The sequence below is a fragment of the Vibrio salinus genome, assembly GCF_021272385.1.
Classification (GTDB): domain Bacteria; phylum Pseudomonadota; class Gammaproteobacteria; order Enterobacterales; family Vibrionaceae; genus Vibrio; species Vibrio salinus.
In genome coordinates this window covers 205,822-230,451 of sequence record NZ_JAJSDZ010000010.1, presented here as the reverse complement: position 1 = coordinate 230,451, position 24,630 = coordinate 205,822, and the positions used below count along the sequence as shown (strand labels likewise).

25 protein-coding genes are annotated in these 24,630 nt (G+C 40.1%); 14 read left to right on the top strand and 11 right to left on the bottom strand.

Annotated elements, in window-relative coordinates; translation table 11 throughout:
* Window positions 1–2 precede the first annotated feature (2 nt).
* Complete coding sequence (locus LRQ06_RS14565; protein ID WP_232767583.1) at window positions 3–2,234, bottom strand: EAL domain-containing protein; 2,232 nt, start codon at window positions 2,232–2,234, stop codon at window positions 3–5.
* Between the two features lie 485 nt (window positions 2,235–2,719).
* Between LRQ06_RS14565 and LRQ06_RS14560 the strand changes: the two genes are divergently transcribed.
* Both LRQ06_RS14560 and LRQ06_RS14555 read left to right on the top strand, forming a co-directional pair.
* Window positions 2,720–3,040, top strand: coding sequence for a hypothetical protein (locus LRQ06_RS14560; protein WP_232767580.1), 321 nt, complete (start codon window positions 2,720–2,722; stop codon window positions 3,038–3,040).
* Window positions 3,041–3,557: 517 nt separating this feature from the next.
* The gene (locus LRQ06_RS14555; RefSeq protein WP_232767577.1) at window positions 3,558–4,958 is read left to right on the top strand and encodes a diguanylate cyclase; all 1,401 of its coding nucleotides are present in this window, start codon (window positions 3,558–3,560) and stop codon (window positions 4,956–4,958) included.
* Between the two features lie 17 nt (window positions 4,959–4,975).
* On the opposite strand, the gene LRQ06_RS14550 is transcribed toward LRQ06_RS14555, so the two are convergent.
* On the bottom strand, window positions 4,976–5,542 hold the full coding sequence (locus tag LRQ06_RS14550) for a DUF2975 domain-containing protein (protein WP_232767575.1): 567 nt from the start codon (window positions 5,540–5,542) through the stop codon (window positions 4,976–4,978).
* Window positions 5,543–6,005: 463 nt separating this feature from the next.
* Between LRQ06_RS14550 and LRQ06_RS14545 the strand changes: the two genes are divergently transcribed.
* The 3 genes from LRQ06_RS14545 (at window position 6,006) to LRQ06_RS14535 (ending at window position 8,878) form a co-directional block, all read left to right on the top strand.
* Window positions 6,006–6,698: an aspartate/glutamate racemase family protein gene (locus tag LRQ06_RS14545; protein WP_232767573.1), complete on the top strand. Its 693-nt coding sequence runs from the start codon at window positions 6,006–6,008 to the stop codon at window positions 6,696–6,698.
* Window positions 6,699–6,932: 234 nt separating this feature from the next.
* Window positions 6,933–7,271 (top strand): hypothetical protein, encoded by a 339-nt coding sequence (locus tag LRQ06_RS14540; RefSeq protein ID WP_232767571.1) that lies wholly within the window; start codon window positions 6,933–6,935, stop codon window positions 7,269–7,271.
* 203 nt (window positions 7,272–7,474) lie between these two features.
* Entirely contained in the window at window positions 7,475–8,878 is a 1,404-nt protein-coding gene (locus LRQ06_RS14535; RefSeq protein ID WP_232767560.1) for a sensor domain-containing diguanylate cyclase, read from the top strand.
* A 310-nt stretch (window positions 8,879–9,188) separates the two neighbouring features.
* Here LRQ06_RS14535 and LRQ06_RS14530 read toward each other — a convergent pair whose 3' ends face one another.
* Together LRQ06_RS14530 and LRQ06_RS14525 are read right to left on the bottom strand one after the other, a co-directional pair.
* On the bottom strand, window positions 9,189–10,064 hold the full coding sequence (locus tag LRQ06_RS14530; RefSeq protein ID WP_232767559.1) for a DMT family transporter: 876 nt from the start codon (window positions 10,062–10,064) through the stop codon (window positions 9,189–9,191).
* Window positions 10,065–10,170: 106 nt separating this feature from the next.
* Window positions 10,171–11,118, bottom strand: coding sequence for a cyclase family protein (locus tag LRQ06_RS14525; protein WP_232767557.1), 948 nt, complete (start codon window positions 11,116–11,118; stop codon window positions 10,171–10,173).
* Between the two features lie 264 nt (window positions 11,119–11,382).
* Between LRQ06_RS14525 and cyaB the strand changes: the two genes are divergently transcribed.
* Window positions 11,383–11,934 (top strand): class IV adenylate cyclase, encoded by a 552-nt coding sequence (gene cyaB, locus LRQ06_RS14520; RefSeq protein WP_232767545.1) that lies wholly within the window; start codon window positions 11,383–11,385, stop codon window positions 11,932–11,934.
* Between the two features lie 121 nt (window positions 11,935–12,055).
* Here cyaB and LRQ06_RS14515 read toward each other — a convergent pair whose 3' ends face one another.
* Together LRQ06_RS14515 and LRQ06_RS14510 are read right to left on the bottom strand one after the other, a co-directional pair.
* Window positions 12,056–12,838 carry a sulfite exporter TauE/SafE family protein gene (locus tag LRQ06_RS14515; RefSeq protein ID WP_232767543.1) on the bottom strand — a complete coding sequence of 261 codons (783 nt, stop codon included), beginning with the start codon at window positions 12,836–12,838 and terminating at the stop codon, window positions 12,056–12,058.
* A 313-nt stretch (window positions 12,839–13,151) separates the two neighbouring features.
* Window positions 13,152–13,880 carry an AraC family transcriptional regulator gene (locus tag LRQ06_RS14510; RefSeq protein WP_232767541.1) on the bottom strand — a complete coding sequence of 243 codons (729 nt, stop codon included), beginning with the start codon at window positions 13,878–13,880 and terminating at the stop codon, window positions 13,152–13,154.
* Window positions 13,881–13,980: 100 nt separating this feature from the next.
* On the opposite strand from LRQ06_RS14510, the gene LRQ06_RS14505 reads away from it, so the two are divergent.
* A complete protein-coding gene (locus tag LRQ06_RS14505) occupies window positions 13,981–14,370 on the top strand; it encodes a nuclear transport factor 2 family protein (RefSeq protein WP_232767538.1) in 390 nt (129 codons plus the stop codon).
* A gap of 112 nt (window positions 14,371–14,482) precedes the next feature.
* Here the strand turns inward: LRQ06_RS14505 and LRQ06_RS14500 are convergent, their stop codons facing one another.
* Complete coding sequence (locus LRQ06_RS14500; RefSeq protein ID WP_232767531.1) at window positions 14,483–15,421, bottom strand: LysR family transcriptional regulator; 939 nt, start codon at window positions 15,419–15,421, stop codon at window positions 14,483–14,485.
* 134 nt (window positions 15,422–15,555) lie between these two features.
* Between LRQ06_RS14500 and LRQ06_RS14495 the strand changes: the two genes are divergently transcribed.
* The 3 genes from LRQ06_RS14495 to LRQ06_RS14485 all read left to right on the top strand — a co-directional run bounded on the left by LRQ06_RS14495 (window position 15,556) and on the right by LRQ06_RS14485 (window position 17,251).
* A complete protein-coding gene (locus tag LRQ06_RS14495) occupies window positions 15,556–16,191 on the top strand; it encodes a LysE family translocator (protein ID WP_232767528.1) in 636 nt (211 codons plus the stop codon).
* A 472-nt stretch (window positions 16,192–16,663) separates the two neighbouring features.
* Window positions 16,664–16,873 carry a cold-shock protein gene (locus LRQ06_RS14490; RefSeq protein ID WP_232767525.1) on the top strand — a complete coding sequence of 70 codons (210 nt, stop codon included), beginning with the start codon at window positions 16,664–16,666 and terminating at the stop codon, window positions 16,871–16,873.
* A 213-nt stretch (window positions 16,874–17,086) separates the two neighbouring features.
* Window positions 17,087–17,251 carry a hypothetical protein gene (locus tag LRQ06_RS14485; protein ID WP_232767522.1) on the top strand — a complete coding sequence of 55 codons (165 nt, stop codon included), beginning with the start codon at window positions 17,087–17,089 and terminating at the stop codon, window positions 17,249–17,251.
* Between the two features lie 298 nt (window positions 17,252–17,549).
* Here the strand turns inward: LRQ06_RS14485 and LRQ06_RS14480 are convergent, their stop codons facing one another.
* The 3 genes from LRQ06_RS14480 to LRQ06_RS14470 are packed head-to-tail and all read right to left on the bottom strand — an operon-like array spanning window position 17,550 to window position 18,759.
* Entirely contained in the window at window positions 17,550–18,032 is a 483-nt protein-coding gene (locus LRQ06_RS14480) for a DUF4865 family protein (RefSeq protein ID WP_232767519.1), read from the bottom strand.
* Window positions 18,029–18,433, bottom strand: a complete 405-nt coding sequence (locus LRQ06_RS14475) for a tautomerase family protein (RefSeq protein ID WP_232767516.1) — start codon at window positions 18,431–18,433, stop codon at window positions 18,029–18,031. Before LRQ06_RS14475 ends, LRQ06_RS14480 begins: the two co-directional genes overlap by 4 nt.
* Window positions 18,424–18,759, bottom strand: a complete 336-nt coding sequence (locus LRQ06_RS14470; RefSeq protein ID WP_232767500.1) for a carboxymuconolactone decarboxylase family protein — start codon at window positions 18,757–18,759, stop codon at window positions 18,424–18,426. Before LRQ06_RS14470 ends, LRQ06_RS14475 begins: the two co-directional genes overlap by 10 nt.
* A 108-nt stretch (window positions 18,760–18,867) precedes the next feature.
* Between LRQ06_RS14470 and LRQ06_RS14465 the strand changes: the two genes are divergently transcribed.
* Window positions 18,868–19,737: a LysR substrate-binding domain-containing protein gene (locus LRQ06_RS14465; RefSeq protein ID WP_232767495.1), complete on the top strand. Its 870-nt coding sequence runs from the start codon at window positions 18,868–18,870 to the stop codon at window positions 19,735–19,737.
* A 152-nt stretch (window positions 19,738–19,889) separates the two neighbouring features.
* Here the strand turns inward: LRQ06_RS14465 and LRQ06_RS14460 are convergent, their stop codons facing one another.
* Window positions 19,890–22,031, bottom strand: a complete 2,142-nt coding sequence (locus LRQ06_RS14460) for a methyl-accepting chemotaxis protein (protein WP_232767494.1) — start codon at window positions 22,029–22,031, stop codon at window positions 19,890–19,892.
* Between the two features lie 388 nt (window positions 22,032–22,419).
* Here LRQ06_RS14460 and LRQ06_RS14455 point away from each other — a divergent pair, with 388 nt between their 5' ends.
* The 3 genes from LRQ06_RS14455 to LRQ06_RS14445 all read left to right on the top strand — a co-directional run bounded on the left by LRQ06_RS14455 (window position 22,420) and on the right by LRQ06_RS14445 (window position 24,606).
* On the top strand, window positions 22,420–23,214 hold the full coding sequence (locus LRQ06_RS14455; protein ID WP_232767493.1) for a helix-turn-helix transcriptional regulator: 795 nt from the start codon (window positions 22,420–22,422) through the stop codon (window positions 23,212–23,214).
* 73 nt (window positions 23,215–23,287) lie between these two features.
* Window positions 23,288–23,944, top strand: coding sequence for a LysE family translocator (locus tag LRQ06_RS14450; protein ID WP_232768984.1), 657 nt, complete (start codon window positions 23,288–23,290; stop codon window positions 23,942–23,944).
* 116 nt (window positions 23,945–24,060) lie between these two features.
* Window positions 24,061–24,606 (top strand): CD3072 family TudS-related putative desulfidase, encoded by a 546-nt coding sequence (locus LRQ06_RS14445; RefSeq protein WP_232767492.1) that lies wholly within the window; start codon window positions 24,061–24,063, stop codon window positions 24,604–24,606.
* The last annotated feature ends 24 nt before the right edge of the window (window positions 24,607–24,630 follow it).

Here is a 24,630-nt window from a genome sequence, read left to right as displayed (position 1 = left end):
GTTTATGCTGTCCTGTTATTGCCCAGCCATACGAGCAGTTCATCGATGGGCATCGGTCTGGCGTAAAGGAATCCCTGACCTATATGGCAGCCCCGATCAATTAATTCCTGTTTTTGCAATTCAGTTTCGATGCCTTCTGCAATGACTGAAAAGCCAAATATAGAAGCCAGGTTGATAACCATCTCGACAACCTTCTGGCTGGCTTTATCTTTATCAAGATGCGTGACGAAAGCGATATCAATTTTAATCGTATCCGCGGCAAGTTGTGAAATATGAGATAGTGAAGAATAGCCCGTGCCGAAATCATCAATACTGATATGTATGCCGGCATCATGCAATTTTTCCAGAACCGGGTGTATATCCTGATACGATTCCATTGCCTGAGTTTCAGTAATTTCAATGTCGAACAGTTCTGAACTGATGTTTTCTGTTTCAATCAGATCCATAACTAGCTGAATATATTCCGGGTTAGAAATGTCTTTGACGGTAGCATTGAATGAGATAGGTAACTGATATCCTTCACGTTTCAGATGATGTATTGCATCGGCGACAAGACGGACGACAATTGGATCGATTTTGGAAATCAAGCCGGTTCGTTCCGCTAATGGAATAAACTCACCCGGTAATATGACTTTGCCGTTTTTTTTCCAGCGGATAAGCGCTTCAAGACCCACCGGATGATTATTGTGGATATCGACCTGAGGTTGGAAGGCAAGATAAAACTCCTGATTCTCAATAGCCGTCATTAAGTCGCTCAGGTATTGATAATCTCTGACCAGATGATCCCTGTACCCCGGTTGATAAGAAATGACACCATTCCCCTGTTGGCGGGCGTAACAGAGCAGACTTCTGGCAAGGTGAAGTTGCTGCAGTGCCGGTAAATCCTGAATCAGGGCCAGTTCTATTCTGGCAATCGTAAAGGAATAACGGATGGTGTAGCCGTTAATTTCGTAAGTCTGATTGATAAGGCTTATCAGGGTGGAATCCGTGGGGGCTTTTTGTTTGTTATACAGCACAGCGAAACCGTCAACACTTATCCGTGCTATGGCTAACGAGTGTTTTAACGTGTTGTTGATATTAAGGTAGATCGCTTTAATGGCTTCACATAAAGAGTGCTCATCAAAAGATAAAACGCGGGAATCGTACTGATCAATTTCCAGAATGATAAGTTCTGACTCATTTAAATCACTCGTATTCATTGTGTTCAGTTCCCGTAATAGCCAGTTACGGTTATTAATACGAAGTTCGGTATCCTGATAAGCAAGTTTTGACAGTTGATTCACCAGAGAAAGCTGCATAAATCCAGAGCTGATATTTTCACTGAAGACTTGTAAAAGGTGAATGTGGTAGTCACTCAGATTCTGTCGGGCTTTGACCAACACCATATAACAATAAGAGTGTTCGTTGTTTCCGCAGAAATAAAGTACGGAGCGGTTATGATTAAACTGATGGTTCTCTTCTCTTAATGCATGCTCGCATAGCTGACCGAATTCATCGCAAAGAGAGTCAGGCAGATGTTCGCCCGGTCTGACACCAGAGATGCCGACCCCGGCAATAAAAGACGCTTTCTCATAAGAATTGTCGGAGTCGACCTGTGCTACGCAAAGTGTCAGTTCATTTTTACCGCCAATCAGGTAACCGATTTCTTTTAAAACGACCTGTATAAACGATTTTTTGTCGTACTTACTTGCTAAGTGCCGGGATGCATCAACAACCATCTGCAAGCCAATACGGGCTTGTTCCAGTTCATACATCGAATGCCATGAACGTAGATTGGCCGCAATAACGGACTTCAGCGTATCGTGATCGATTTCGGATTTGTTCCAGTACTCATTGATATCATATTTATGCATGACTTCTTTTCGTGGGGCAACGCCTGGCTGGCCGGTCAGCAGAATGATCCGGATTAATGCATTGCCCTGTACATAACGAATGGTATCAACCAGTCTTAATCCGGCATCGTCTTGTTCCATAACCACATCCAGCAAAATGATAGCAATATCGTCATGCTGAGTCAGAACTCGTGCAGCTTCTGCTGCTGAGTTTGCTGTCAGTATTTCAACCGGTTTCCCTTTTATGACTAAATCACGCAGGCTGTAAAGCAGCGACTTCTGATAGTTAATGTCATCATCGACTGTTAAAATTTTACCTGGCTTGTACGAATCTGTATTGAACGGGCTTTCAGGTGGAATGTTGTCTGATTCTTCCTGAAAAACGAAGCGATCATCTGACATAATGAGTAAGCCTTAATTATATTTTTATGCCATCAGTTATGGGTCCCTTTTTGTAATGGGAGCAGAAACCAACTAACAACTTATAGTATAAATTTAGTCGTGCTTATATTTCGTTGCAAGATACCGGATGAGGAAATTGAAAAGGATTTCTGACAAATAACGATTCTATTTTTATTTCAGTCTGATTTTTAAGACAAATAAATTCAGAAAATTAGATATGGATATATCATAATAATTTTGTATTGATGCATGTTTTTGTATAGGGCTAATAAAAGGAAAAATAACGGTTTCCTTTTAAAGTGTGATGTTATTACTGTTATATCTCATGTTTTTCAGATAGTGGCCTTGAGCAGCGTAAGCGAATATGAAATCTTTATATTAAAGTTTCACTATAACCGGAAAGGAAATAAGGACAGTTTATCGGTATCAGAGAAAATAATCCGGCAAATTTTGCATAACAACTATTAGGCATGGGGAGGAACGTTATGATTCCATACGCAATAATAGGTATTCTGTTTGTCTTATATGTGCTGAGTGATGTCATGCCCAGTGTATTTGACCGTAAATGGGACGAACTGAAAGAAACATTACCAAGTGTGCTTTTTTTCCCATGTGTTGCTCTGGTTTTTTTATCTATTTCGTTGATTTTTGGTCTGACCAGCCCGCAAAGCTTTCCGGAAAAGATGACGTTAAATTATTTGTTTTATGATGCACATATTCTTATTTTATTGCCATCAACACTTATTTCACTCTTAATTTTGATTCCGTTGCATCACCACATAGAAAATTACTTTACTGATAAATGAAATCGGTTTGGTAAATCTCTGTTCTAACAAATGACAAAAGGACACACAGGATGAAAGCCTCATTTATTAAGATGAGGTTTTTTTATCAATGTGCATTACTAAGGTCTATTGATTTTTTGGGGTTAATTTTTGTTCACTCTGAGCGGGTTTGATTGCGGCACAGGGCATGTAGATTACAAATGGCCTGCAACAAAGACAAAGCCTGTTCAGATGACCCCTTCGCTGTAAAACAATCACTAAAAATCAGCAGACTCTAATGTTTGGCATAACATTTGATTTTTTGTAGAAATTAAAATTAAAGTTATCAGTAAAATGGCAGATATCAGTAATGGGTTCTTAAATAACCTTACCGTAATCAGGTGTTGGTTGTGGTTCAGATATTCGTCATTTATCTGTGAAATTTATAGTGTAAATTACTCAACCGTTGCTATTTGCTATGGTATGACTGTTAGTAGAGGTTTATAACGTGGGTCCAGACAATCAGGGAAGAGTGTTATTAACACTCAAGAAATGGCTCATGAGATCGTTTGATCTAAAAGTCTGGGCATTTATTTTTATATGGCTTGGCGTCTGGATACTCAGTTATATCGTTGAATATGTGCATCATGCCAGCGTCTGGTTTCCTCCGGCTGGTCTGACATTTGCGGCATTGTTGGTCATCGGAAAGCGTATTCTTCCCGCGCTGTTTATTTGTGCTGTCGTATCCACCATGTGGACAGGTGTGTTGTATCATCTTGATGAAACTGCCATTCAACTTATCGTTCCTGGGGCCGTTTTTGCTGTGACGCATATTACGCCTTATTATCTGGGCACGTTAATTCTTAAACGTCTGGCGCATATACCTTATAGCGACTTGCCTCGTCTGGTTCTTGCTTTTTTGGTGATTGCAGTTGTGTGCAGTTTTGTGACTGCTTTTCTTGTTCTCTGGGGATTGGAGTTAACCAATTTGATTCCGGAAGCAGATATAGCTGGTACGTGGTTACCTTTCTGGATTGGTGATATGACCGGTGTGATTGCATTAGGGCCTGTTTTTATAGGGCTTCTTTTGAAATATCATCCTGTGCCAGAGATTGATATCGGTGAACTCAGAACCATGTCAAATCCGGGTAATGTTAGTCAATTTGTTTGTAAACTTTTTCTGTGCGGTCTGCTCATTACCGCGATTATGTTCTTTTCTTATTATGTTCCGGTCAAAGAAAGCTATTTTGCTATTTTCTTTGTTCTGATTCCTATTATGTGGATTTCCTATACCGAAAGCCCAACCCGTATTGCTATTAGTATTGCCCTGTTTAGTACTTACGTCGTTTTTCTGGTGAACCTGCTGGGGCTGATGCAAAATGTGATGGTTTATCAGTTTGCTATCTGTTCTATATCGGCCAGTGCCTTTTTTTATATTTCCATTCCGACCCTGCTGGCTCACAATCAGGACTTACAACAGAAAACGCAGACGGATGCACTGACGGGGGTGGCTTCCCGGCATTATTTACTGGAGAAAGCCACAGTGTTGGTTAGAGAATGCCAGAACGCGAATCGTCCACTGGCTTTGATTATTCTCGATATTGATAAATTTAAACAAATCAATGATACCTTTGGTCATTCACGAGGTGATGAAGCGTTGAAAGAAGTCACGCTTCTTGTTCGTAGTCACCTGAGGGACGCTGATTTTCTGGCCCGTTATGGAGGCGATGAATTTGTTATTCTGCTTCCAGAAACGGCATTGCAGAAAGCCAGAAATATAACCGAACGAATATTAAATAATATTCTCCTTGCTAATATCCTTCCAAACCAATCTCTGAGCTGCAGTTTTGGGATTTCTGAACTGCGTGAAAATGAGGATTTCGGACAATTGTTTGAACGGGCCGATCAGGCTCTGTACCGGGCAAAAGAGTCCGGACGCAGTCAGGTTCAGTGTGGCTGATTGACTCAGTTCCGTTTTTAAACCGTGTAGGCATTTTCGTTAGCCAGTGCGTAGCCTTCTTTCATTACCCAGGAAATTATCAGACAAATACAACCTAAGACAAACATTAGAATATCGGTATCCTGAACCTGCATCTCGCAGACTCGTTTTCCTACAGGATTGTTAAACGACAAAATGACAGACATAAGAACTCCGTTAATAATGTCGCCAATAACCCAGTAAAAAATACTGTAGCTTAGCTTTTGATAGCATTTAACATTGTCGCGTATAAAAATTTCGCACCGTTCATAATTACGGAATAAATGAATGAGTACGGCCAATGAGTACATAACGATGGCATCTTTCAGCAGATCGGCTAATGCAGCTAATATCCGGGTTGTATAAGAGATCGGAAGAGTTGTGTAAGGCGCAGTCTCGATATCGACAGTAAAAAAACCACTGGATGAAATAAAGTCGTAGGGGGTTTTACTCACCATCCATGCATAACATGTGGTAAGCGGTATTACGATAAAAAGAACCTGAAAAATGATCCGGACGAAACGGCTTAATTTTGAAATATGGCTTGGGTTGTGTCTGTTGTGCATAATCGGTAATCCTGTTCTTTAAGATTTTTTGATTATAAACTTGAATGCACATTAATCAACAATAAATTATCGTTTTGCGATAATTTATTGTTGATTAAGATATTATTAAGAGGCTGTAATACCGTTTATTATTTGTTTTTTGTTATATGCTGACTTGGATGATCTGGCATTATTATGTATTTACGCCTTTCATACCTTCCGGGGTATAGCGATCACCTGCTGGCATAAAATCAGCTATTGCGGGTTGTAATTTAAGAGTGACTCGCACCTTAATTGGGTTGGGTTTTACAGATAAGACATTCTATGACTCCTATGGGAACGATCTACGATAGCTAAAAAGCCATAAGTCCGGCACCAAATCAGTTTGCAAAATAGTTTTAAAATAAGTCAAAAACGTACAATCTCTTTGATCCTAAAATATGAGTTAATACAGTTATCGGGTTTAATACGAAAAGGGAAATACATGAAAACGATTGGTTTGCTTGGAGGAATGTCGTGGGAATCCACACTGAGCTATTATAAATCAATTAATGAAGGAGTGAAAAAGCAGCTTGGAGGCCTCAATTCAGCGAAAATTTGCATGTATAGCGTCAATTTTGAAGAAATTGAAAAACTACAGCATTTGGGACGTTGGGATGAGGCGGCAAAAATCTTATCCGATGCTGCGGTTTGTATCGAAAAAGGCGGTGCTGATTTTCTTTTAATCTGTACCAATACAATGCATAAAGTAGTGCCGGTCATTGAATCAAATATTACCATTCCGATTTTGCATATTGCGGATGCGACGGCAGAGCAATTACTTTCTCAAGGCATTAAGAAGGTCGGACTACTGGGTACCTGTTTTACGATGGAACAGGATTTTTATAAAGGCCGCCTGACAGACAAATTTGGTATTGATGTGGTTATTCCGGAGGAAGACGACAGAATGAAAGTTCACGATATTATCTATCAGGAACTTTGCCGGGGGGAGATAAAGGAAAAATCCAGAACCGTTTATACTCAAGTTATTGATAAATTACGGGAGCAGGGGGCGGAAGCCGTGATTCTTGGATGTACGGAGATCGCCTTGCTTATACAGCAACAACATACGGATGTGCCTTTGTTTGATACCACAGTCATTCATTCAGACGCAGCGGTCCGGGAAGCAATCGCTTAAGGTATTTTCAGCTTTTATTTGCCCATTTCATTGGCGTCAGAGGTATACCTCTGACGCATCAAGCTTCTTCAGAAAAATTTTATCATCCGTCATGTTTTTATTATCTTCTGCATGACCTGCACTTGAGCATTACCACCATGTGACCTACGTTCTATATAGGTTATAGATGGATACGAAGTTAAGGATGACTACCTGGCTGTGCCTGTTTCATCTATCAGGGCACGAGGAGGCATTATGATTTACGTTGTAATAGGAGTACTGTTCGGACTTTGTGTATTGAGTGGAATTTTATCCAGTCTCTATGATCATCAGTGGGGAGAATTTAAAGACCTTCTGATTGGCTCATTGTTTTTCCCTTGTGTTCTGTTTGTATTTGTTTTTATCACTTACTTGCTGGGATTTTTTAATCCGGACTATAAACTGGACAATTTTCATCTGAGTCTGTTTTTCGATGAAAGCCATATTCTGATTTTGTTGCCATCCATTGTTATTGCGGCGGTTCTTCTGATCCCCGTCTATCGAATTACTGAGCGGATTTTTCCGGATCAAAAACGACGTTTTCATCGGCATTAAACTGTCTACCAGATCAATATTATTCTAAATTTTCAGATGTTTTTATAAAAATTATATTTATTATTGATAACTAAATTATTTGCCTGATGATATAATTGTTTTATTTTTTAAACAGTTAATTTTTACAGGATGAAATAAATATTATGCTGGATAAGTATCAGCCTTTAGCCCAGTTTCGGACGCGGACATTGTGGTGGTTCTGTTTGATACTATTTGTTGTTTTTTTTCTGATGAGTTGGAGTAGTTATCAGGTTGCTCAGAAATCCATTAACAGTCAGATTGAAAAAAATTCCTTACCTTTAACCAGTGATAATATTTATTCTCAGGTTCAGCATGATCTGATTGTGCCAACCTTTGTGGCTGCAACAATGGCACATGATACCTTCGTCAGAGATTGGGCACTACAAGGTCATCATTCAGAAGAACCGATCCAGCATTATTTGTCGGTAATTGATAAAAGGTTTGACACTTCCATTGCTTTTTTTGTAGTGGACAGAACGGGCTATATGTATCTGCCCGATGAAATTCACCATGTTTTGGATAAAAGTCATCCGAAATATGAGTGGTATCAGCAGGTAAAATCTTTACCTGAATCCGAGCCATATCTCGTACGTATTGGTGAAGATCCTGAACATACAGGTAAATATGATATTTTTATCGATCATAAAGTCTATGATTATAATGGAAATTTTATCGGGATTACCGGTGTCGGAATTTCGATGAAAAAAGTTCACAAAATGATTGCTCACTACGAACGCCTGTACAACCGGGTGATTTACTTTGTGGATCGTGATGGGAATCAGGTTCTGAGTGGCAAACCGTTTTATTCCGGTAAGCCGATACAGGATATTCCTGGCGTAAAAGAAATTTCGTCTAAATTGCTTTCTTCTCCGTCAGGAAGCTATCGCGTTGAGCGGGGAGGCGAAACCGTTTTTATCAATGCCCGGCTGGTGCCTGAATTCGGCTGGTATCTTATTGTAGAAGAAAATCTTCATCCTTCTCATCAGGCGGTATTTAAAACGTTTCTGATTAATATAGGTGTTGCATTTGTTGTGACGGTACTGGTGTTGTTTATCAGTATTCATACTCAGGGACGCTACCAGAAAAAACTGGCCGTGCAGGCTACATTGGATCCGTTGACCGGAGCTTACAACCGAAGAACAGGAGAAGAACTGTTTTTAGGAATGCAGTCCGAATGTCTGGATAACCTGAAACCAATGTCTCTTGTGATGTTTGATATCGATTATTTTAAATCTATAAATGACGAGCTGGGTCATGAGGCCGGTGATATTGCACTTACTCATTTGGTCGCTCATATTAAAACGCATATCCGTAATAATGATGCTATATGCCGTTGGGGTGGTGAGGAGTTTGTTTTATTACTGCATAATGTTGATCGTTCGGTTTCTCATGAAATAGCAGAAAGGATTCGGAAAAGTGTCCAGTTATTGCCATTTAATGCGGATGGAACGAATTTTCAGCTGACCGTGAGCGCTGGCGTTGTTGAAATGAAAGCACATGAATCGTTATCAGACATGGTTAAAAGGGCCGACAGTGCTTTATATGAAGCAAAAGAAAAGGGACGTAATCAAATTTGTTTAGCGTAAGAATTCTCTGTGAAAGCAAGGTTAGCTTCTGAAGATGCAAAATAGAAAACAAGATTTTTGCAAATTGAAATAATTTTGCATTTTGCAAAAAAAATAGGCAACAAAGAATAGTGCATTTTCGTATTATTAATAATAAGTTATTGATATTTAAGAGTGGCAAAAAGTTGGCACAGGAATTGTATGTGTAATAGTGACCCTTTTAAGCCGGGGTCACCTAGCCAACTGACGTTGTTAGTGAATTTTAATTGTTCACACTTTTCTGCCAATCTCGATTGTTGAGATTGGCTTTTTTTATGCCTGAAATATGCGGTCAGGTCCACATGACCAGAATAGCTGCCAGAGCAATCATAATGAGTCCCATACCATCTTTGATGCGGACTTTCTGTTTAAGCCAGAATACGGAAATGAGCATAGTGAAGAAAATCTCGACCTGTCCCAGCGTTTTTACATAGGGGACAGCCTGCAAAGACATGGCACTGAACCAGCCCATTGAACCAATGCAGCTACTCACGCTGGTCAGTATTGTTATTTTGGGTTTGGACCAAAGCACTTTCAGTGTTTGCGGATCTTGTATTAATAAATAACTGACTAATACCACAGTCTGGATAGTGATGACTAATAACAATACCCACGCTGCACAATGGGGAAAAGGCAGGCCGAGAGATAGACTGGCTTCCCGAATCCACAAAGAGGTTAATGCAAATGCACTACCGCTGCTCAGTCCCAGTAAAATCGTCGGCATTGATAACTGCCGGTAATTTCCCCGGGTGCTCATCAGAAAGATGCCGACGCCACCGATAAGTACACCGAGCCAGCCCAGTAAATTCAGATGTGTGCCGAAGAATATCATTCCCAGAATTGCCGCCACCAATGCTTCACTTTTTGCCAGTCCGGCTCCTACTGCGTAATTATTGAATTTAAATAACCGGACCATAAGTGCTGTTGCTAAGATTTGCATCATTGCTGCGCCGACGACAAATCCGGTAAACCGGAGACTGAACGTTGGGATCTCAGCAGGATCGACCTGATAAAGTATCCACAGGTACAGAGCGGCAATTGGACTTGCCCATAGAAAACGGGCCAGAGTGACGCCTGCTGTTTTCACATCGCCCGATAAGTGACTTTGAAACGCGTTTCGCCAGGATTGCATGAATGCGGCGAGAAAGGTGAAGAAAATCCATATCATGGTAAGTATTAAGTTTCCGGAAAAAGGGGAGCACTATACTACTATGAATTATCAGTAATAGGTTAATGAAAGGCTGTATTAAGCAGCCTTTCATTTGGGGTCTTTGCTATTCGGCTGTCGGGCGGAGTACGCCATTTTTGTCTCTTTTCAGAGGGTATGGTTGTGTTGGTAATGGTGCTCCGGATGCTTCGGTTACAGAAACGCCGTAAGGCCAGTCAGACGGAGCAATGGCAATGTATCTTGCATAACCGCCGGTACCGCCTTTCGGCTTGGCAAAACCGATGCTGATAAGTGCTCCTGACTCAGGAACTTTATCCAGATTGGCTACACCCTCGGCCTGAGCAAAATTGTTGTGCATCAGCCAGTATTCTCCTTCCAGATTTGGCGTGTTATCGGTATCGAGAGGTTCATGCCCATGAAACAATATATGCCTTTTAAGATGCAGGAATTTTAATGCATCTAAACTGACCGCCGGGAAAGGCGTTTCGTTGAACTTTTTAATATCTGACCAGCGTTTATACCAGTCTGAGCGAACCATTACGACAGAACCTGCCGGAATTTTCCCATATTTGTCTTCCCACTCTTGAATATCCGAAACCTGAAGAGCGTATCCCTGATCTTTAGCCACTTTTTTATGGATGTCGATGACAACAAGAGGTCGAACAGAAAAAGAGGCCGGAATATCACTGATTGTTGCACCCATGTTGTTCCAGTGAGCCGGCGGATCCAACTGAGTGCCATACTGGTCTGTCGTCAGTTCATAAGCCGTTGCAATGAAACCATGTTTTTTATAGGTAAACTCTTCTCCTTTTTTGACATAACCCTCGATATCATTTCCTGCTGTCGCTGGTTTGAATTTCGCGTTGCCAAATCCGGGCCAAACCGGTTGTACCGGCTCGAAGGCATGAGTCAAATCAATGTATTTGGCATTTTTTAATGTGTTTGAGTAAAACGTCCAAAGAGAGGACTGAGAGGATGGTGTTTCGCTGGCGTGGCTTGCAAAAACCGATAGCATAGCCAGTATGGATATAAATCCGGTGAGTATTTTTTTCATCTGCAACATCTCCATATGTTGTCTGTCCTTTATGTAAAAGGATGAAAGTCATTAAAAATAGAAGCGAGATCTGATTCACTTGATCTCAATCAAAATATTAGAGGAGATAAAGCATGAAAGCAATGGATATATAACCAGTTGTTCATTGGTTTTTTGTATTGTTTTATCCATTTATTCAGAAGCATTTTTTATAATTAAAACAATGATACAGATTGCATGATAGAATGCATTCATACTTAAACTGACAGTAAGAGTGATAAGTGAATGAGCTCCGATCATTTTAAAGGGAAATACGAAGTTGAATTAAAATTCAGGCTGCCATCACGTTCCGGTTTTTTACAGAAACTCAGTGTTATCCAGCATGAGGTAATGGTTCGGGATAATGTTGAAACTGACTGGTATTTTGATACAAAAGATCAATTACTTCTTTCTCAGAATAAGAGTGTCAGTATACGGGAGATGGAGCCTTCGGGCATTAAGCTATGGATAGTAAAAGGTCCGGAATCGGATCGCTGCGAAGCAACGGATATTACCAAATCCGATACTGCAAAGAGTATGTTGAAGACGATGGGGTATGAGGTCTTTTTAAAGGTGAAGAAAATTCGCAGTATTTTCTTTATTGGTAAATTTCATGTAACTCTGGATCAACTGGACGGCATCGGAGATTTTGCCGAATTTGCTATTATGACAGACGATGAATCAGCACTGTCCGGCTATAAAGCTGAGTTAGAGCAGTTATCTGAGCAGTTTGGTCTGAGCACTTCTGATATAGAAAGTAAATCTTATCGCTGTTTATGTATGGAACATTGTGCGTAAAATTATCAGTTATAGGTGTTGTGTCCGGTGACGGAATCTGAGCATTTGTATATCTGGAAAGAATGAAAAATGCCTATCGTATGACAGGCATTTTTTGTCTTTTTAAGCAGAGTATGAACCGCTACAAAAGAAACTTGTAACCTAAAGAAATCATCAACAAACTAAGGGATATTGAAATTGTCCGCTGGATGAGTTTTGGCCCATATTTCATTGCAGAAGAACTGCCAATATGGTTACCAAGCAAATTCATCGCTACCAGAGGAACTGCTAATCCATATAGCACATTACCGGCGAGCATGAAGGCACCTAACGCCCCGATATTTGAGGAAAAATTAAAGAGCTTTGAAGTTGCAGACGCAGATACCAGGTCAAATCGTAATAAATAATGCAGCGCCAGAATAAGAAAACTACCAGTGCCGGGACCAAAAAAACCGTCATAAAAACCGATAACAAACACAGCAGCTGGTACGCCAAACAGAATAACGCTTTTGGTTAGGTTATCTGTATCCTCCTGAGTCTTAACCCGTTTGGGGATGAAAGATAAAACAATACCAAAAGGCAGCATGAATAGAATGATTTTGCCTACAGTGTCTGGATCAAAGTACAAAATCGTTCGGGCTCCGAGATAAGATCCAAAAAGCCCGGCCGGGATGCCGGCAGCAACGGCTGACCATACAACCTTTCTGTTTTTCATAAAATTGCGTATAGCGGCAATAGTGCCTATGGTACTGACAATTTTTTCCTGACCAAGGGCCAGTTGTGGTGGCAAACCCGCAAGGATAAATGATGGGACCAGAATAAGGCCACCTCCGCCTGCAACGGAATCAATAAACCCTGCAGCGAACCCAGCCATCATTAAAGAGATTAATATAACATACGTAATATCGTGGCCGAACAATTCCATAACATTCCTTACTTACTGATTTATATATAAAATTTATTAAATTCCGGTTCTATCAAGTGTTTTAATCTTCCGGTTGGGCATATCTTAGTCTAATTTGACGTTTTTATTTAAATTAAACTATGTTAATTATGATATTAATTTTAAATGATATATGTCAATGTAAATTTAAGAAAAATAAAATGTGCAATTATCCAACGGGGTAAATTTTTCTATCAGCCTGGAATGAACATATTTCTTGAAGAGATGTTGATGAGTGAAAACAAGGCGGGTCACTTTGTTAAGTGTACTGAACAGAAGGCAGGAAATTACCGAACTACCTTCTTTTAGACTGAAATTTTCCGGGTGTTTCTCCAAAGCGTTGACGAAATGCATCAATGTAAGCACTTATGTTATTATAACCACTGAGTTCGGCGACCTCACTGATCAGCAATCCTTTCTGAAGCCATTGGAGAGACATAAGCACCTTTGATTGCTGCCGCCACTGACTAAAAGTAAGCCCTGTCTGCGTTATAAATATCCGGCTCAGTGTCCGGACACTTAATCCCCATTTATTTGCCAGTTGTTCCTGAGTCATGTGGTTAGAAGGAGACTGTAGTAATTCATCAGCGATGTTGCGTGCACGCCGATCAGAGGGAAAGGGTAAACCTACCGGTAATTCCTTTAACTTTGCTATTTCGTAGCCCACTAGTGCAGTTATGTGCATCGCGTAATCCCGGAAGGATTCTTCATCGCCGATGCAAGTTGTTTTATGTAAGAGGGACTGGATAAAAGGTGCCATGGGATAGATGCCAGGCTGCTCCGGACAAACGAGATTATCTTCATGACTGAAATGGATAACATAGCCTTGCACTTCCGCTAAAAATTTAGCTTTATGAGACAATTTCTTCGGAATCCAGCCTAAGGTTCCGGGAGTAACCGGCCACTGTTCATAACCGGTTTTTACTAAAACGACACCACTATTGACCCAAAATATCTGTCCTGTTGGGTGCTCATGCCAGGATGTTTCATATCCCTGATGATGATTCAATGCTTCTACATACATACAAATGGCTGATTAACCGTATTTGTTGTCCAGATACCGATAATACTCTTAACGAATGTTTCTGTATATTTTCAGAACCGATAATCATCAGATCAGAATAATGAATAAGAATACATTGGTTATTAATGCGTTAGAAGAAATTATATGCAATCCGGAACATGACGATAGTAAACTGAGACAGTATTTTTCTTCAGATTATCAGCAAACAATAAACGGGCACCACTTAGACTACAACGGGTTTGTTGAACATATGGCCCTTCTTAAGAATGAAACCAGACATATGAAACTCTCGGTTATTGCTTCTGCCGCAAACGGGGATACCGTTTTTAGTCATCATGAGGTAGCTGTAGAAAAGAAACAGGGGGGATATGCGTCATTTGAAGTGTTTGCTCATTTTACCGTCACCGGTGACAAAATTGTCAAATGCAGAGAGCTTACCCGTATGATAAGCGGAAATGACAATGACAGTGATTTGGGGTCAAGACGTTAATGATCTTGGACAGGGTAATTCACAACGAGAACGCACAGTCGTCCCTCTAGTGCTGTGGCTCATAATTGGACAGAAATACGTTAGTGATTTTGCTAAATTAGCCACTCATTTATTACTTCAAGTATGTTGATTGTAACCTGAAGTATTTATCCAGTTGAGCTTTAATCCCTTCTATTTCTATTTCCAATACTTCGATAAAGCTATTTGTAAATGAGTTTGAAGACTTATATGAAGGTATCACTAGGCTAATACTATACGGACATGAGAACGAAAGTGGTCGCATATGTAATGTGTTTCCAACATAATCCAGAGCAGTTAAAGGATTGACTATGGCAATTCCCATTCCTTTTCTGACAAAACTACATAAAGAGATCGCTGTCGGTGTTTCTATTACCTGCCGATATTTAACTCCCATTTTATTAAATTCTTCATCAAGTCTTGTCCTATAAGGATCATTAGCAGAAAAACAAATACAATCCATACTTTCAAAATCATGTATATCAATAATTGTTTTTTCCAATAAAGGATGTCCGGCGGGAAGAATACAGACCTCATTGATATTCAATAAATTACGCAGAGTGGTACCGGGAGGAGCAATTTCACCTTCAGTTAAACCCAAATCAAACTGTTGCGATGTTAAACACTGCTCTAAAAAAGGAGACTCTTGTACTGATATAGAAATACTAATATTTAGTCTTTTTTTTTCTAATCGTGAACAAGCACCAGGAAGAAGAGATTGTGCAAAATCAGGGAGGCATATTAACGACAATTTACCTGATGGATTTTCCCGAAGACTTTCTACCAGTGAATTAATATGTTCTAACCCTAAATAAGAACGTTTTACCTCATCGAAAAGAACATAAGCTGATTCACTGGGCTTTAGGCGACCGTTTACTCGTTCAAACAAACAGAATCCCAAAATTTGTTCCATTCGCGCTAACTCTCTACTAACGGTTGGTTGTGATGTATATAAAAGCTCGGCTGCTTTTGTAACTGTACCCGCAGTCATCAGAGCACGAAAAATTTCAAGATGACGAAAAGTCAGACTCATAAAACATATCAATAATGAATAGGTACTAAAAATATTAGCATTATACGAATAGTATTTATATGTATATTATCGCTGCATCCCCTAATACCTAAACAAATTAAGACATAATCTCGTCATAAAAATGGAGCTTGTAGATGTTTGATTATACCTTTTCGCATTGGTTTACTTTCCTAACTGCAGCTTTTTTATTGAACTTGTCACCAGGTCCTGATATGGCTTTTATACTAAGCCAAACAGTAAAAAAAGGAATGCCCGCAGGGTTTTGTGCCATGTTTGGTATCTGGCTTGGTGCAACTATTCACGTATTTTTCGCAGCGTTTGGACTGTCGATAGTTCTAGCCACTTCTGCTATTGCATTTTCAATAGTTAAATGGGTGGGTGCTATTTATCTTATCTGGTTAGGTATTCAGGCATTACGTTCAGATGGATCTCTTCTGTTAACAAATAACAAAGACAATCATAGTATGGCGAAAGTTTTTAAGCAGGGATTTTGGGTTGCTGTATTAAATCCAAAAGTCGCTATCTTTTTCTTGGCATTTCTTCCTCAATTTACAGTGGTTGGTGCAGGTCCCATTAATGCTCAGTTATTTTTACATGGAATATTAGTTATTGCGGTTGCTGCGTTAGTGGAACCACCCATTATATTGATAGGTGGAAAATTAAACTCCTATTTAAGTAACAACCGTAAAGCATCTAAATGGATGGATCGTTGGCTAGGTGGAGTATTTATCAGTCTAGGAATCAAATTAGCTCTCACAAGAAAAATATAAACACATACGGCTTAAACGTAATTTCACATGAAATAAATTTGGTCAATCGATGATTAATTGTAGATGGTTGCACTAAGGAGTAACACATTAAGGGGCAGAAATGTTTCAGACAGAGACGGATGAAACGAAGCTGGACGAAATCTTGCTAGGTATAAACTACTTCATCAAGTGAGTTCTTCTCAGCTATAACTGGCTATCATTTTGATAAATCGGTTCATATTGCGTGTACGGAGTCTACCCCATTCATTGTTAGGAAAAATAAAATAAAATAAAAATAAACCTATCTTTAATTATTTAAACCTGTATAGTTGCCCTTGCTCTGACAAAGAGTTGTTTTAAAGATAAAAAATATAAAGTAAGTTTTCAGCGTCATTCCTAGCAAGTTTTTCTCTGTATCTCCCTTAATTCTCTATCCCCAAAATAATACCTATGTTCAGTGCACCTTAATTTTAATTTTTATAAGGGGCATAATATGTCTAATCAAGTAATTGGTACAGTAAAGTGGTTTAATGAAACTAAAGGTTTCGGTTTCATTTCTCAAAATAATGGTGACGACCTATTCGTTCATTTTCGTAGCATCATTGGCGATGGGTTTAAAAAACTAGTTGAAGGCGACAAGGTTTCTTTTACCGTGGGTAACGGACCTAAAGGTCTTCAGGCAGAAAATGTAACGACTCTATAATAGTCTTACAAACTTTAGCTTCCTTATCATGCCTAAATCATTGATAAGGAAGTAGTAGCTCTGTTCAAGAGTTGTTTAAGATAAAAAGTATAAAGCCAGTTTTTCCAGCGTCATTCCTAGCAAGTTTCTCTCTGTAATCTCACTTAATTCTCTATCCTAAAATAATACCTATGTTCAGTGCACCTTAATTTTAAATCTTATAAGGGGCATAATATGTCTAATCAAATCGTTAATATTGAGAATAAAATCAATAGAATTAATAAAAATAAGCCTATTCAAAATAAAGAAACTTTAATCAATGAAAAAGTAAAAATGAATAGCCTTCTTCAAAGAATTGCCAATGGTGAAACTGGAGTTGTTTTGGAGGAATTACTTTGAGAAATAACGGTAGAAAGAAGATCTGGTTTAAGCTAAAAAAGTGCGAATCAAACACTAAAAAAAATTTATCAACTTGAATATACAGTTTGTAAATGGTTGCCAGATGGCGACCATTTTTCATTCTATGCCACAGCCAAATTTTTTGACTAAATATTGGCGTTATTGTCAACAGAAAAGTGATCGTAGGAGCCATACACCTCAACCACTAGCAAACTTTGGGGCAGAAATGAGCCAGCTATCCCTTTGTCTGGCTCAATAAAAAACGATTACAACTTTTAATTGTTTATTAAATTCTCTTCTAACCGCGAGCGATATAACCGATAGAATAAGTGTCGCCACTCATTTGTTCAGCAGATTCAGTTTGTATGAGCCACGAGACACTCACTGTTTCCCAAAAGGTATAATTCAGACCATGAATATCCGCATCCTGACAGGCTTGGTTGTTTATACACGCAAGCGAACATTCCGAATCTGGTATTGCTGGCTCACCATCGATAAACCACATATTAACTTCCGGTCGGCCAAATTGCTCACACAACCCTTTAAAACCATCACTTTGGAGAAATGAGACCATAGATGTATGATCCTGCCACACATAAAAAGGGGCGTAACTGTTTACCGGGTTTTTATAATTGTCAGCATCCTTACGGGAATAGAGATAGGCCTTAAAGATTAAGCCGGGATAACCATCTAGCAGGTAACCTTTTTCCCTGATGCGTGTTTCTATTTTCTCCATCGGATAGTCCGACGGGAGAACGATTTTATATTGCATTGCTATCATTTTGTTGTCTCCATTTCATCCTTCCATGACTGACCGGAAGAAAAAGACCAGTCTTCAGCTCCGTTGAATTGAAGAATGATCATAATATCTTCTTTATTAATCGATGTGTTTTCCTGAAGTTGCTCGCACAGCGCTTTGTACAGGGCTCGTTTTTGTTTATGGTCACGCGGTTTCCCGGCGAATATATGAAACAGAATTCCTGATTCGCTACGACTTTTAGCCAGATTTGGATAATACGGGTTAAAGACTTTCTGTTGTGGGGTATGAATGTCGAATATCTGAAAACAGTCTCCATCTGGTACATCAAAATGGGCTTCTAAACATTGCTGGAGAATATGCGAAATTTGATGCTGATGGGTTTCAAATAGTTCATTACCTATAGATATTCGTGTCATTGGCATAAATCATTCCTCCTGTGGCTCATGTCATTTAAACGTTCAATAGCAGAAGCCGTTACAGGCCAACCGGCATAAAACGCCAGATGGGTCATAGTTGCACTCAATTCTTTTACAGTAAGCCCATTGCCAATTGCCCGGACCAAATGACCCGGAAGTTGTTCCATACGATTCAGGGTCACTAATGCGGTTACTGTTATCAGACTTCGATCCCGGGGGCTTAGACTTTCATCACGCCAAACTTGTCCAAATAATACCTCTTCAGTTAGCTGATGAAATTGTGGAGCAATTTTGGCAAACAGTTCCATTAAGTGTTGCTCTTTTGTATCCATATATTTTCCTCAGTTGATTTAGTTGACCAGGAAAGAATAAGTTGATTTTTTAATTAAAAAAATCAAAACTATTTTGATTAATAATTTTGATTTTCAGGATAATTAAACATGAGAAGTCTGGATTTAGATGCATTACGATGTTTTGTCTTAGGAATTGAGCTGGGCAGTTTTGCAACTGCGGCTGAACGGCTAAACCGTTCTCCTTCTGCAGCCAGTGCTCAGTTAAAAAAGTTGGAGCAGCAGTGCCGCACTCCGCTGGTGACCAAAATTGGCCGACATCTGGAGCCGACGGACGCAGGTGAAATCATTCTGGCTTATGCCCGACGCATGCTTCAGTTAAATGATGAAGCTTTGAACCAGTTAGTAGGGAATTCACTGGCGGGGAAAGTTGTTTTTGGCTTGCAAGAAGATTTTAGTGATGTACTGTTGCCACAATTGTTAGGTACATTTTCTCGTTCACATCCACATTTACAATTGCAATCCATTGTTGGGCGTCATCAGGAGCTGATGGATGGTATCCAATCTGGTGAGTTAGACTTTTCTTTAGGTTGGGAAGGTGAAAAACCGGCACCCTATAGTGAGTTTCTGGCTGAGCTGCCACTGTATTGGTATGGGCCGGCAAACAAATATATTAAAGAATCCATTGATACCGCTAAACCTATACCATTAGTTATGCTTGATGGCTCATGTATCATCAGACAACAGGCTACAGCCGCATTAGATCGAAATGGAATTCCATGGAAAATTACTTTTGTTGGCCGAAGCCTGAGTAACTTATGGAGCGCTGTTGATGCTGGCTTAGGAATTACAGTCCGCTCTTCTTTCAGTCACCCGGATACGATCAGTAAGTTGGGCGGTTTACCGACCCTTGGAAAGCTGAAGTTGTGCCTCGATCGTAATCAATATAAGTTAGAGAAAGTTCAGAACCAGCTTTATGATGAATTAAAACAACAACTTCTGCACTATCTCGGAAAATAAACGAATTAAATCTCCACGAGCAAGGTAGACTCTGTGAAACTTACGTTCGGCGTAATACTCGATTTTCAGTCAAGTGATTAAGTTTTGTGGTATTAACATGTCTTTTGGAATTACGCTCAGGTCTGAATCAGACCTGAGCGTAAACAGAAAGATTACCGGATTTTAAACTGAGAAATGGATTCAATAAGCTCTTTAGCCCGGCTTTGTAATTCGTTCGCCGATGTTGCACACTCTTCTGAGATCTGCCCATTTTGTTGAACGACTTCATCGATTTGCTGGATACCAATGCTAACCTGATCGGATGCCGAGTTTTGTTCGTTGGCGGCTTCGCTGACTTCAACGGTTAGTTTGGCCACTTCGGTAATATCAGACAGGATTTTGTCCAGTGATGTTACCATCTCACTGGTGAGTTGAAGGCCTTTTTCAGTGTGTTCACTGGATTCATGTATTAATGCTGTGGTTTCATGAACGGCTTTGGCACTTCGTTGTGCCAGTTGTCTGACTTCGTCTGCCACGACGGCAAATCCACGGCCATGCTCACCGGCTCTGGCGGCTTCAATGGCAGCATTTAATGCGAGTAGGTTGGTTTGCTCGGCGATTTCTTCGATAGAGCTGATAATGTCCTCGATATTTTTACCGGACTCATCAATTTCATTCATGGCTTCTGTGAGCCGTTGCATCAGATGATGACCATTCTGAGCACTTTCTTCTGTCTCCTGAGCAAATTTATTCACATTGGAAACCTTATCCGCACTTTGACTGATCTGGGTGGAAATTTCATAAATCGATGCACTGATTTCGGTGACTGCCGAAGCCGACTGAGTGGCTCCGCTGGCCAGATTATGGCTTAAATCAGAGATTGCCATTGAATCCGTACCAATTTGGTTGGCATTGGTTTGTACTTCACCGATGACCTGATTCAGGTCGGTTAGCATTTTGTTCAGTGCATTACCCAGTACATCACTTTCAGAGGCCAGATGGGCTTTGACTGTCAGGTTTCCTTTTGATATTTCCTCTGCAACGTTGACATGATTGTTCAGGCTGTCGGCCATGCTGTCCAGCGAGGTGGCCAGCTCTCCGACTTCATCGTCGCTTTTGTAGTTTAACCGGGTATCAAATTTACCTTTATCGATCTCTTTCGCCATAGAAACGGCTTTCATGATCGGGGTCGCAATTTTATTGGCCAGCTGATACAGAACGATCATGGCGAAAATTAAGATAACCACAGCGATTAAGAGCTGATACCAGGTTGTACTGGCATTCTGCGCTTTCAGGGTTTGCTCTAATGCATATGCATCCCCGAGAACGACTTTAGTTGGGACGGAAATGATGATTGACCAGAACTGGCCTGTATCACCAAGAGTGATAGGAGCAACAGAGATAAACTTGCCATTAACTGAGGTATCGGAAATCGTTTTTGAAAGGTTATTTTTGACTGCTGAAATGATCTCTTTATTCAGGCTGTTATCGTTAAAAGCTGTAAAGCCAAGTTTATGGTTATTTCTATTGTCGGCTAACACATTTCCCGCCGATGTCAGAATTAATACATTTGACTGCCCGTCGTATAACTCTTTTGAAATCGTGCCTGCCAACTTGCTGATAAACCCTAAGTTATAATCAAGACCGATAATTCCCGCAAACTGATTATCGTAGATGACCGGTTCTGATATGGTGGCCAGCCATTTGGATTTGCCTTGAACAACATAAGGAATCGGAGCGACAATGCTGGAGGTTTTGGCTGACTTGGGTTTTTGGTACCACTGTCCTTTAGACAGCCCGTTTGGGTATTTTTGCGGTGAGTCGAAATCCACCAGAGTCTGCACTGAAATATTCCCGGAATCATTACGGGTCCAGTATGGAAGAAATCGACCATTTTTATTGTTGCCGTTTTCATTGTTTGTCTGTTTATGGTCCTGACCATCGAATGCATTGGGTTCCCAGGCACTGTATACGCCATTTAAATCTGGATTTTGTCTTAGAATGTTTTTTAAAATGGTATTCAGGGTTTTTCTTGATGTTATGCTGTCATGTGCCTCATTGCTGGAAGATAACGCGTTAGCTACAGACTTTGCCTGCAACATTCCATGGTTGATTTTCTGAGAAATTATACCAGCATACTGTTTGGTTATACCCCTTAACTCACTTTGAGTTCTTTGATCCAATAATTTTGAAACATTATTCAGAACCAGTGATTCTGTTTTACCGGATGAGTAAATCCCGGCTATCGTGAGGCACAGAGAAGAAACCAGTAAACTTAATCCACTAACCGTTGCGATTTTTGTTTTTATTTTCATATTTAATCCTGATATTCCGAAATCAGAGTGATCTTTTTGCTTTGAAATTATTGATAATGCTTATGAAACAATAAGCATCAAAGATCAGTTAAACTGATTGCTTAAGTAAGGTGGTATTATATTGTCCAATTGGATAGTAAATCAACAATTGACAATAAACTTAGAACTTCATGCAATTTAATCAAAATTAATGAAATATAATTCTGAATTTTAGAGGAATATTTATTAATGATTTTGTTATTAAAGTGCATGAGAAAAATCTCTTATTTGCTATCTGATAGGGGAGACGAAGACCGTTGGAGAGTGTATTTTTGATCGTTTTTTACAAGACAGGTCTGTACCCTTTCGATATGCTAACCAGAAGCCGTTATCACGTCATTAAAGTATTATGGATAAAATTCGCTATACAACGAGTCCAGACTGTGCCATCAATTTGATTGAAGCCGATTATCATGAGTTTGAATTTAATCGTCACTATCATCTTGATTTTCATATCGGGTTAATTACCGGTGGTGCCCAGCGTTTTTATCATAAAGGCTTTCAGCACAGCGTCGGTCATGGTGAAGTGGTGATCATGCATCCCGATGAGCTTCATGATGGTCGTGCGATGTTTGATTCCGGATATCAGGTCCGGGTATTCTCTATTCAGCCTAACTGGTTCAACGAAAACCTGATACTGACGAAACCATGCGATGTTTTAGGGTTCAACCGCCTGATAATCAGAGACAGTGATGTATTCCTGTCTTTGATTCAGTTGCATCAGAAACTGACTCAGCCCGGATTGTCTCAGCTCGCCAAAGATTGTTTGCCTTATGAAGGTTTTGCCAATCTTGTTCAGAATTACAGTTCAGTCAGAGAGAAGGCCGTTGTGCCTTTAGGTACTCAGTCGCTGGATACATTAAAAGAGTATTTGCTGGCGAATCTTGATCAACCGGTTCACCTGAAACAACTGGCCGGGTTGTGTGATTTGACACCGACAAAGTTACAACGCAATTTTAAAGCCCGAACCGGAATCACACCTTATGCCTGGCTGACCCGTTTACGTTTAGAGCAGGGAATGAAGTTGATTAAAGCAGGGATATCGGGAACGGAAGTGGCGCAACGGGTTGGCTTTTATGATCAGGCCCATTTTACCAAAGCATTTCGGAATACCTATGGTGTTCCACCATCTGCTATTAATTAATGTCAGGAATTTACAAGTGCCTTTTCGGTAAATTTTGCAGAATGTCCTTTTCTCAGGATATAGGATGTTTCCAATGCATGAAGCCAGTGCTCTTATCACTCTTGCCGGAATTCACTTTATTGCTCTGATGAGTCCGGGACCGGATGTGGCTCTCGTCGTTCAGAACTCAGCTAAATACGGTCGCCAGACCGGTTTATACATCGCGTTCGGGTTATCGGCCGGTATTTTTTTCCATTCTCTTCTTTGTCTGACCGGGGTTAGCTATCTGGTTCATCAGCAGCCGGTTTTATTTGCCATACTGCAACTTTTCGGGGGGAGTTATCTGGGGTATTTAGGAATCGGTGCTCTAAAAGATATTCTATTTCAGTGGCATCAGAAAGAGAAAGTGTCTTCAGACGAACCGACACTTCTGCTATTCAATAAACGTCAGGCATTTTCCCGAGGTTTTATGACGAACATTCTCAATCCTAAAGCTCTGGTCTTTTTTGTCAGTCTGATGTCGGCATTAATTCCTGCCGGAATGTCATTGTTCAGTAAGGGCTGCGCATTACTGATTCTCTGGGGACTGGCTCTTTTATGGTTTGCTGCGCTGAGCTGGATCCTTTCGACGCAAAAAATGCAGTTAAAACTTCAGGCCGTCAGCCGTTATATCGATTTACTGTGTGGGATTATCTTTTCTCTGATTGGCGGAGGTATTCTATATCAGTCCGCGGCTGGTTTACTGAGTTGACTGGCATTCACATGATAAATGGCTGACAGATATGAGCATTTCCGTTTTGACTTGAAAATTTTTATGAATCATTATGCGTTTATCTCAGGGAATAATACGAATAACGGACGGCAAACATGTTTGAGGATAACAGAAGTAAAAAATTGGTTTTAGTATCACATTGTTTATTAAATCAAAATTCAATTTCTGATGGAACAGCAGATTATCCGGGGATTTTTTCAGAAGTGATGAATAAGTTGGCGGAATATCATGTGGGAATCATTCAGATGCCATGTCCCGAGCTAATGTGTCTTGGTCTGGACCGGGGAGATGTTGACGGTGGGAATCGCAGTGTTCTAGAAGAAAACTCACGGATACGTAAGCAGCTTTTAACGGAATCCAGTCAGAAAAAAATCCGGACTCTTGTTGATAATGTGTTTTTTCAGATCAGCGAATATTTGAAAAACGGGTTTATTGTTCAGGGGATGATCGGCGTGAATCGTTCCCCAAGTTGTGGTGTTAACTCGACTTCTGCTAATAATCAGGAAATTGAAGGCAGGGGGGTGTTTATTCAGTCGCTTATGGATAAGTTTGCTCAGGAAGGTATTCATATTCCGGTGATCGGGGTAAAAACGTTCATGCCGGAAGCCGCACTTAAAGAGGTTGATTCACTTTTGAGCTGAAATGTGGTGAAACAGCAGAGTTTT

Excerpts from the sequence above, each read along its gene's own strand:
- LRQ06_RS14565 (WP_232767583.1), bottom strand. The coding sequence starts at position 2,234 with ATGTCAGATGATCGCTTCGTTTTTCAGGAAGAATCAGACAACATTCCA.
- LRQ06_RS14560 (WP_232767580.1), top strand. The coding sequence starts at position 2,720 with ATGATTCCATACGCAATAATAGGTATTCTGTTTGTCTTATATGTGCTG.
- LRQ06_RS14555 (WP_232767577.1), top strand. The coding sequence starts at position 3,558 with ATGAGATCGTTTGATCTAAAAGTCTGGGCATTTATTTTTATATGGCTT.
- LRQ06_RS14550 (WP_232767575.1), bottom strand. The coding sequence starts at position 5,542 with ATGCACAACAGACACAACCCAAGCCATATTTCAAAATTAAGCCGTTTC.
- LRQ06_RS14545 (WP_232767573.1), top strand. The coding sequence starts at position 6,006 with ATGAAAACGATTGGTTTGCTTGGAGGAATGTCGTGGGAATCCACACTG.
- LRQ06_RS14540 (WP_232767571.1), top strand. The coding sequence starts at position 6,933 with ATGATTTACGTTGTAATAGGAGTACTGTTCGGACTTTGTGTATTGAGT.
- LRQ06_RS14530 (WP_232767559.1), bottom strand. The coding sequence starts at position 10,064 with ATGATATGGATTTTCTTCACCTTTCTCGCCGCATTCATGCAATCCTGG.
- LRQ06_RS14525 (WP_232767557.1), bottom strand. The coding sequence starts at position 11,118 with ATGAAAAAAATACTCACCGGATTTATATCCATACTGGCTATGCTATCG.
- cyaB (WP_232767545.1), top strand. The coding sequence starts at position 11,383 with ATGAGCTCCGATCATTTTAAAGGGAAATACGAAGTTGAATTAAAATTC.
- LRQ06_RS14515 (WP_232767543.1), bottom strand. The coding sequence starts at position 12,838 with ATGGAATTGTTCGGCCACGATATTACGTATGTTATATTAATCTCTTTA.
- LRQ06_RS14510 (WP_232767541.1), bottom strand. The coding sequence starts at position 13,880 with ATGTATGTAGAAGCATTGAATCATCATCAGGGATATGAAACATCCTGG.
- LRQ06_RS14505 (WP_232767538.1), top strand. The coding sequence starts at position 13,981 with ATGAATAAGAATACATTGGTTATTAATGCGTTAGAAGAAATTATATGC.
- LRQ06_RS14500 (WP_232767531.1), bottom strand. The coding sequence starts at position 15,421 with ATGAGTCTGACTTTTCGTCATCTTGAAATTTTTCGTGCTCTGATGACT.
- LRQ06_RS14495 (WP_232767528.1), top strand. The coding sequence starts at position 15,556 with ATGTTTGATTATACCTTTTCGCATTGGTTTACTTTCCTAACTGCAGCT.
- LRQ06_RS14490 (WP_232767525.1), top strand. The coding sequence starts at position 16,664 with ATGTCTAATCAAGTAATTGGTACAGTAAAGTGGTTTAATGAAACTAAA.
- LRQ06_RS14485 (WP_232767522.1), top strand. The coding sequence starts at position 17,087 with ATGTCTAATCAAATCGTTAATATTGAGAATAAAATCAATAGAATTAAT.
- LRQ06_RS14480 (WP_232767519.1), bottom strand. The coding sequence starts at position 18,032 with ATGATAGCAATGCAATATAAAATCGTTCTCCCGTCGGACTATCCGATG.
- LRQ06_RS14475 (WP_232767516.1), bottom strand. The coding sequence starts at position 18,433 with ATGCCAATGACACGAATATCTATAGGTAATGAACTATTTGAAACCCAT.
- LRQ06_RS14470 (WP_232767500.1), bottom strand. The coding sequence starts at position 18,759 with ATGGATACAAAAGAGCAACACTTAATGGAACTGTTTGCCAAAATTGCT.
- LRQ06_RS14465 (WP_232767495.1), top strand. The coding sequence starts at position 18,868 with ATGAGAAGTCTGGATTTAGATGCATTACGATGTTTTGTCTTAGGAATT.
- LRQ06_RS14460 (WP_232767494.1), bottom strand. The coding sequence starts at position 22,031 with ATGAAAATAAAAACAAAAATCGCAACGGTTAGTGGATTAAGTTTACTG.
- LRQ06_RS14455 (WP_232767493.1), top strand. The coding sequence starts at position 22,420 with ATGGATAAAATTCGCTATACAACGAGTCCAGACTGTGCCATCAATTTG.
- LRQ06_RS14450 (WP_232768984.1), top strand. The coding sequence starts at position 23,288 with ATGCATGAAGCCAGTGCTCTTATCACTCTTGCCGGAATTCACTTTATT.
- LRQ06_RS14445 (WP_232767492.1), top strand. The coding sequence starts at position 24,061 with ATGTTTGAGGATAACAGAAGTAAAAAATTGGTTTTAGTATCACATTGT.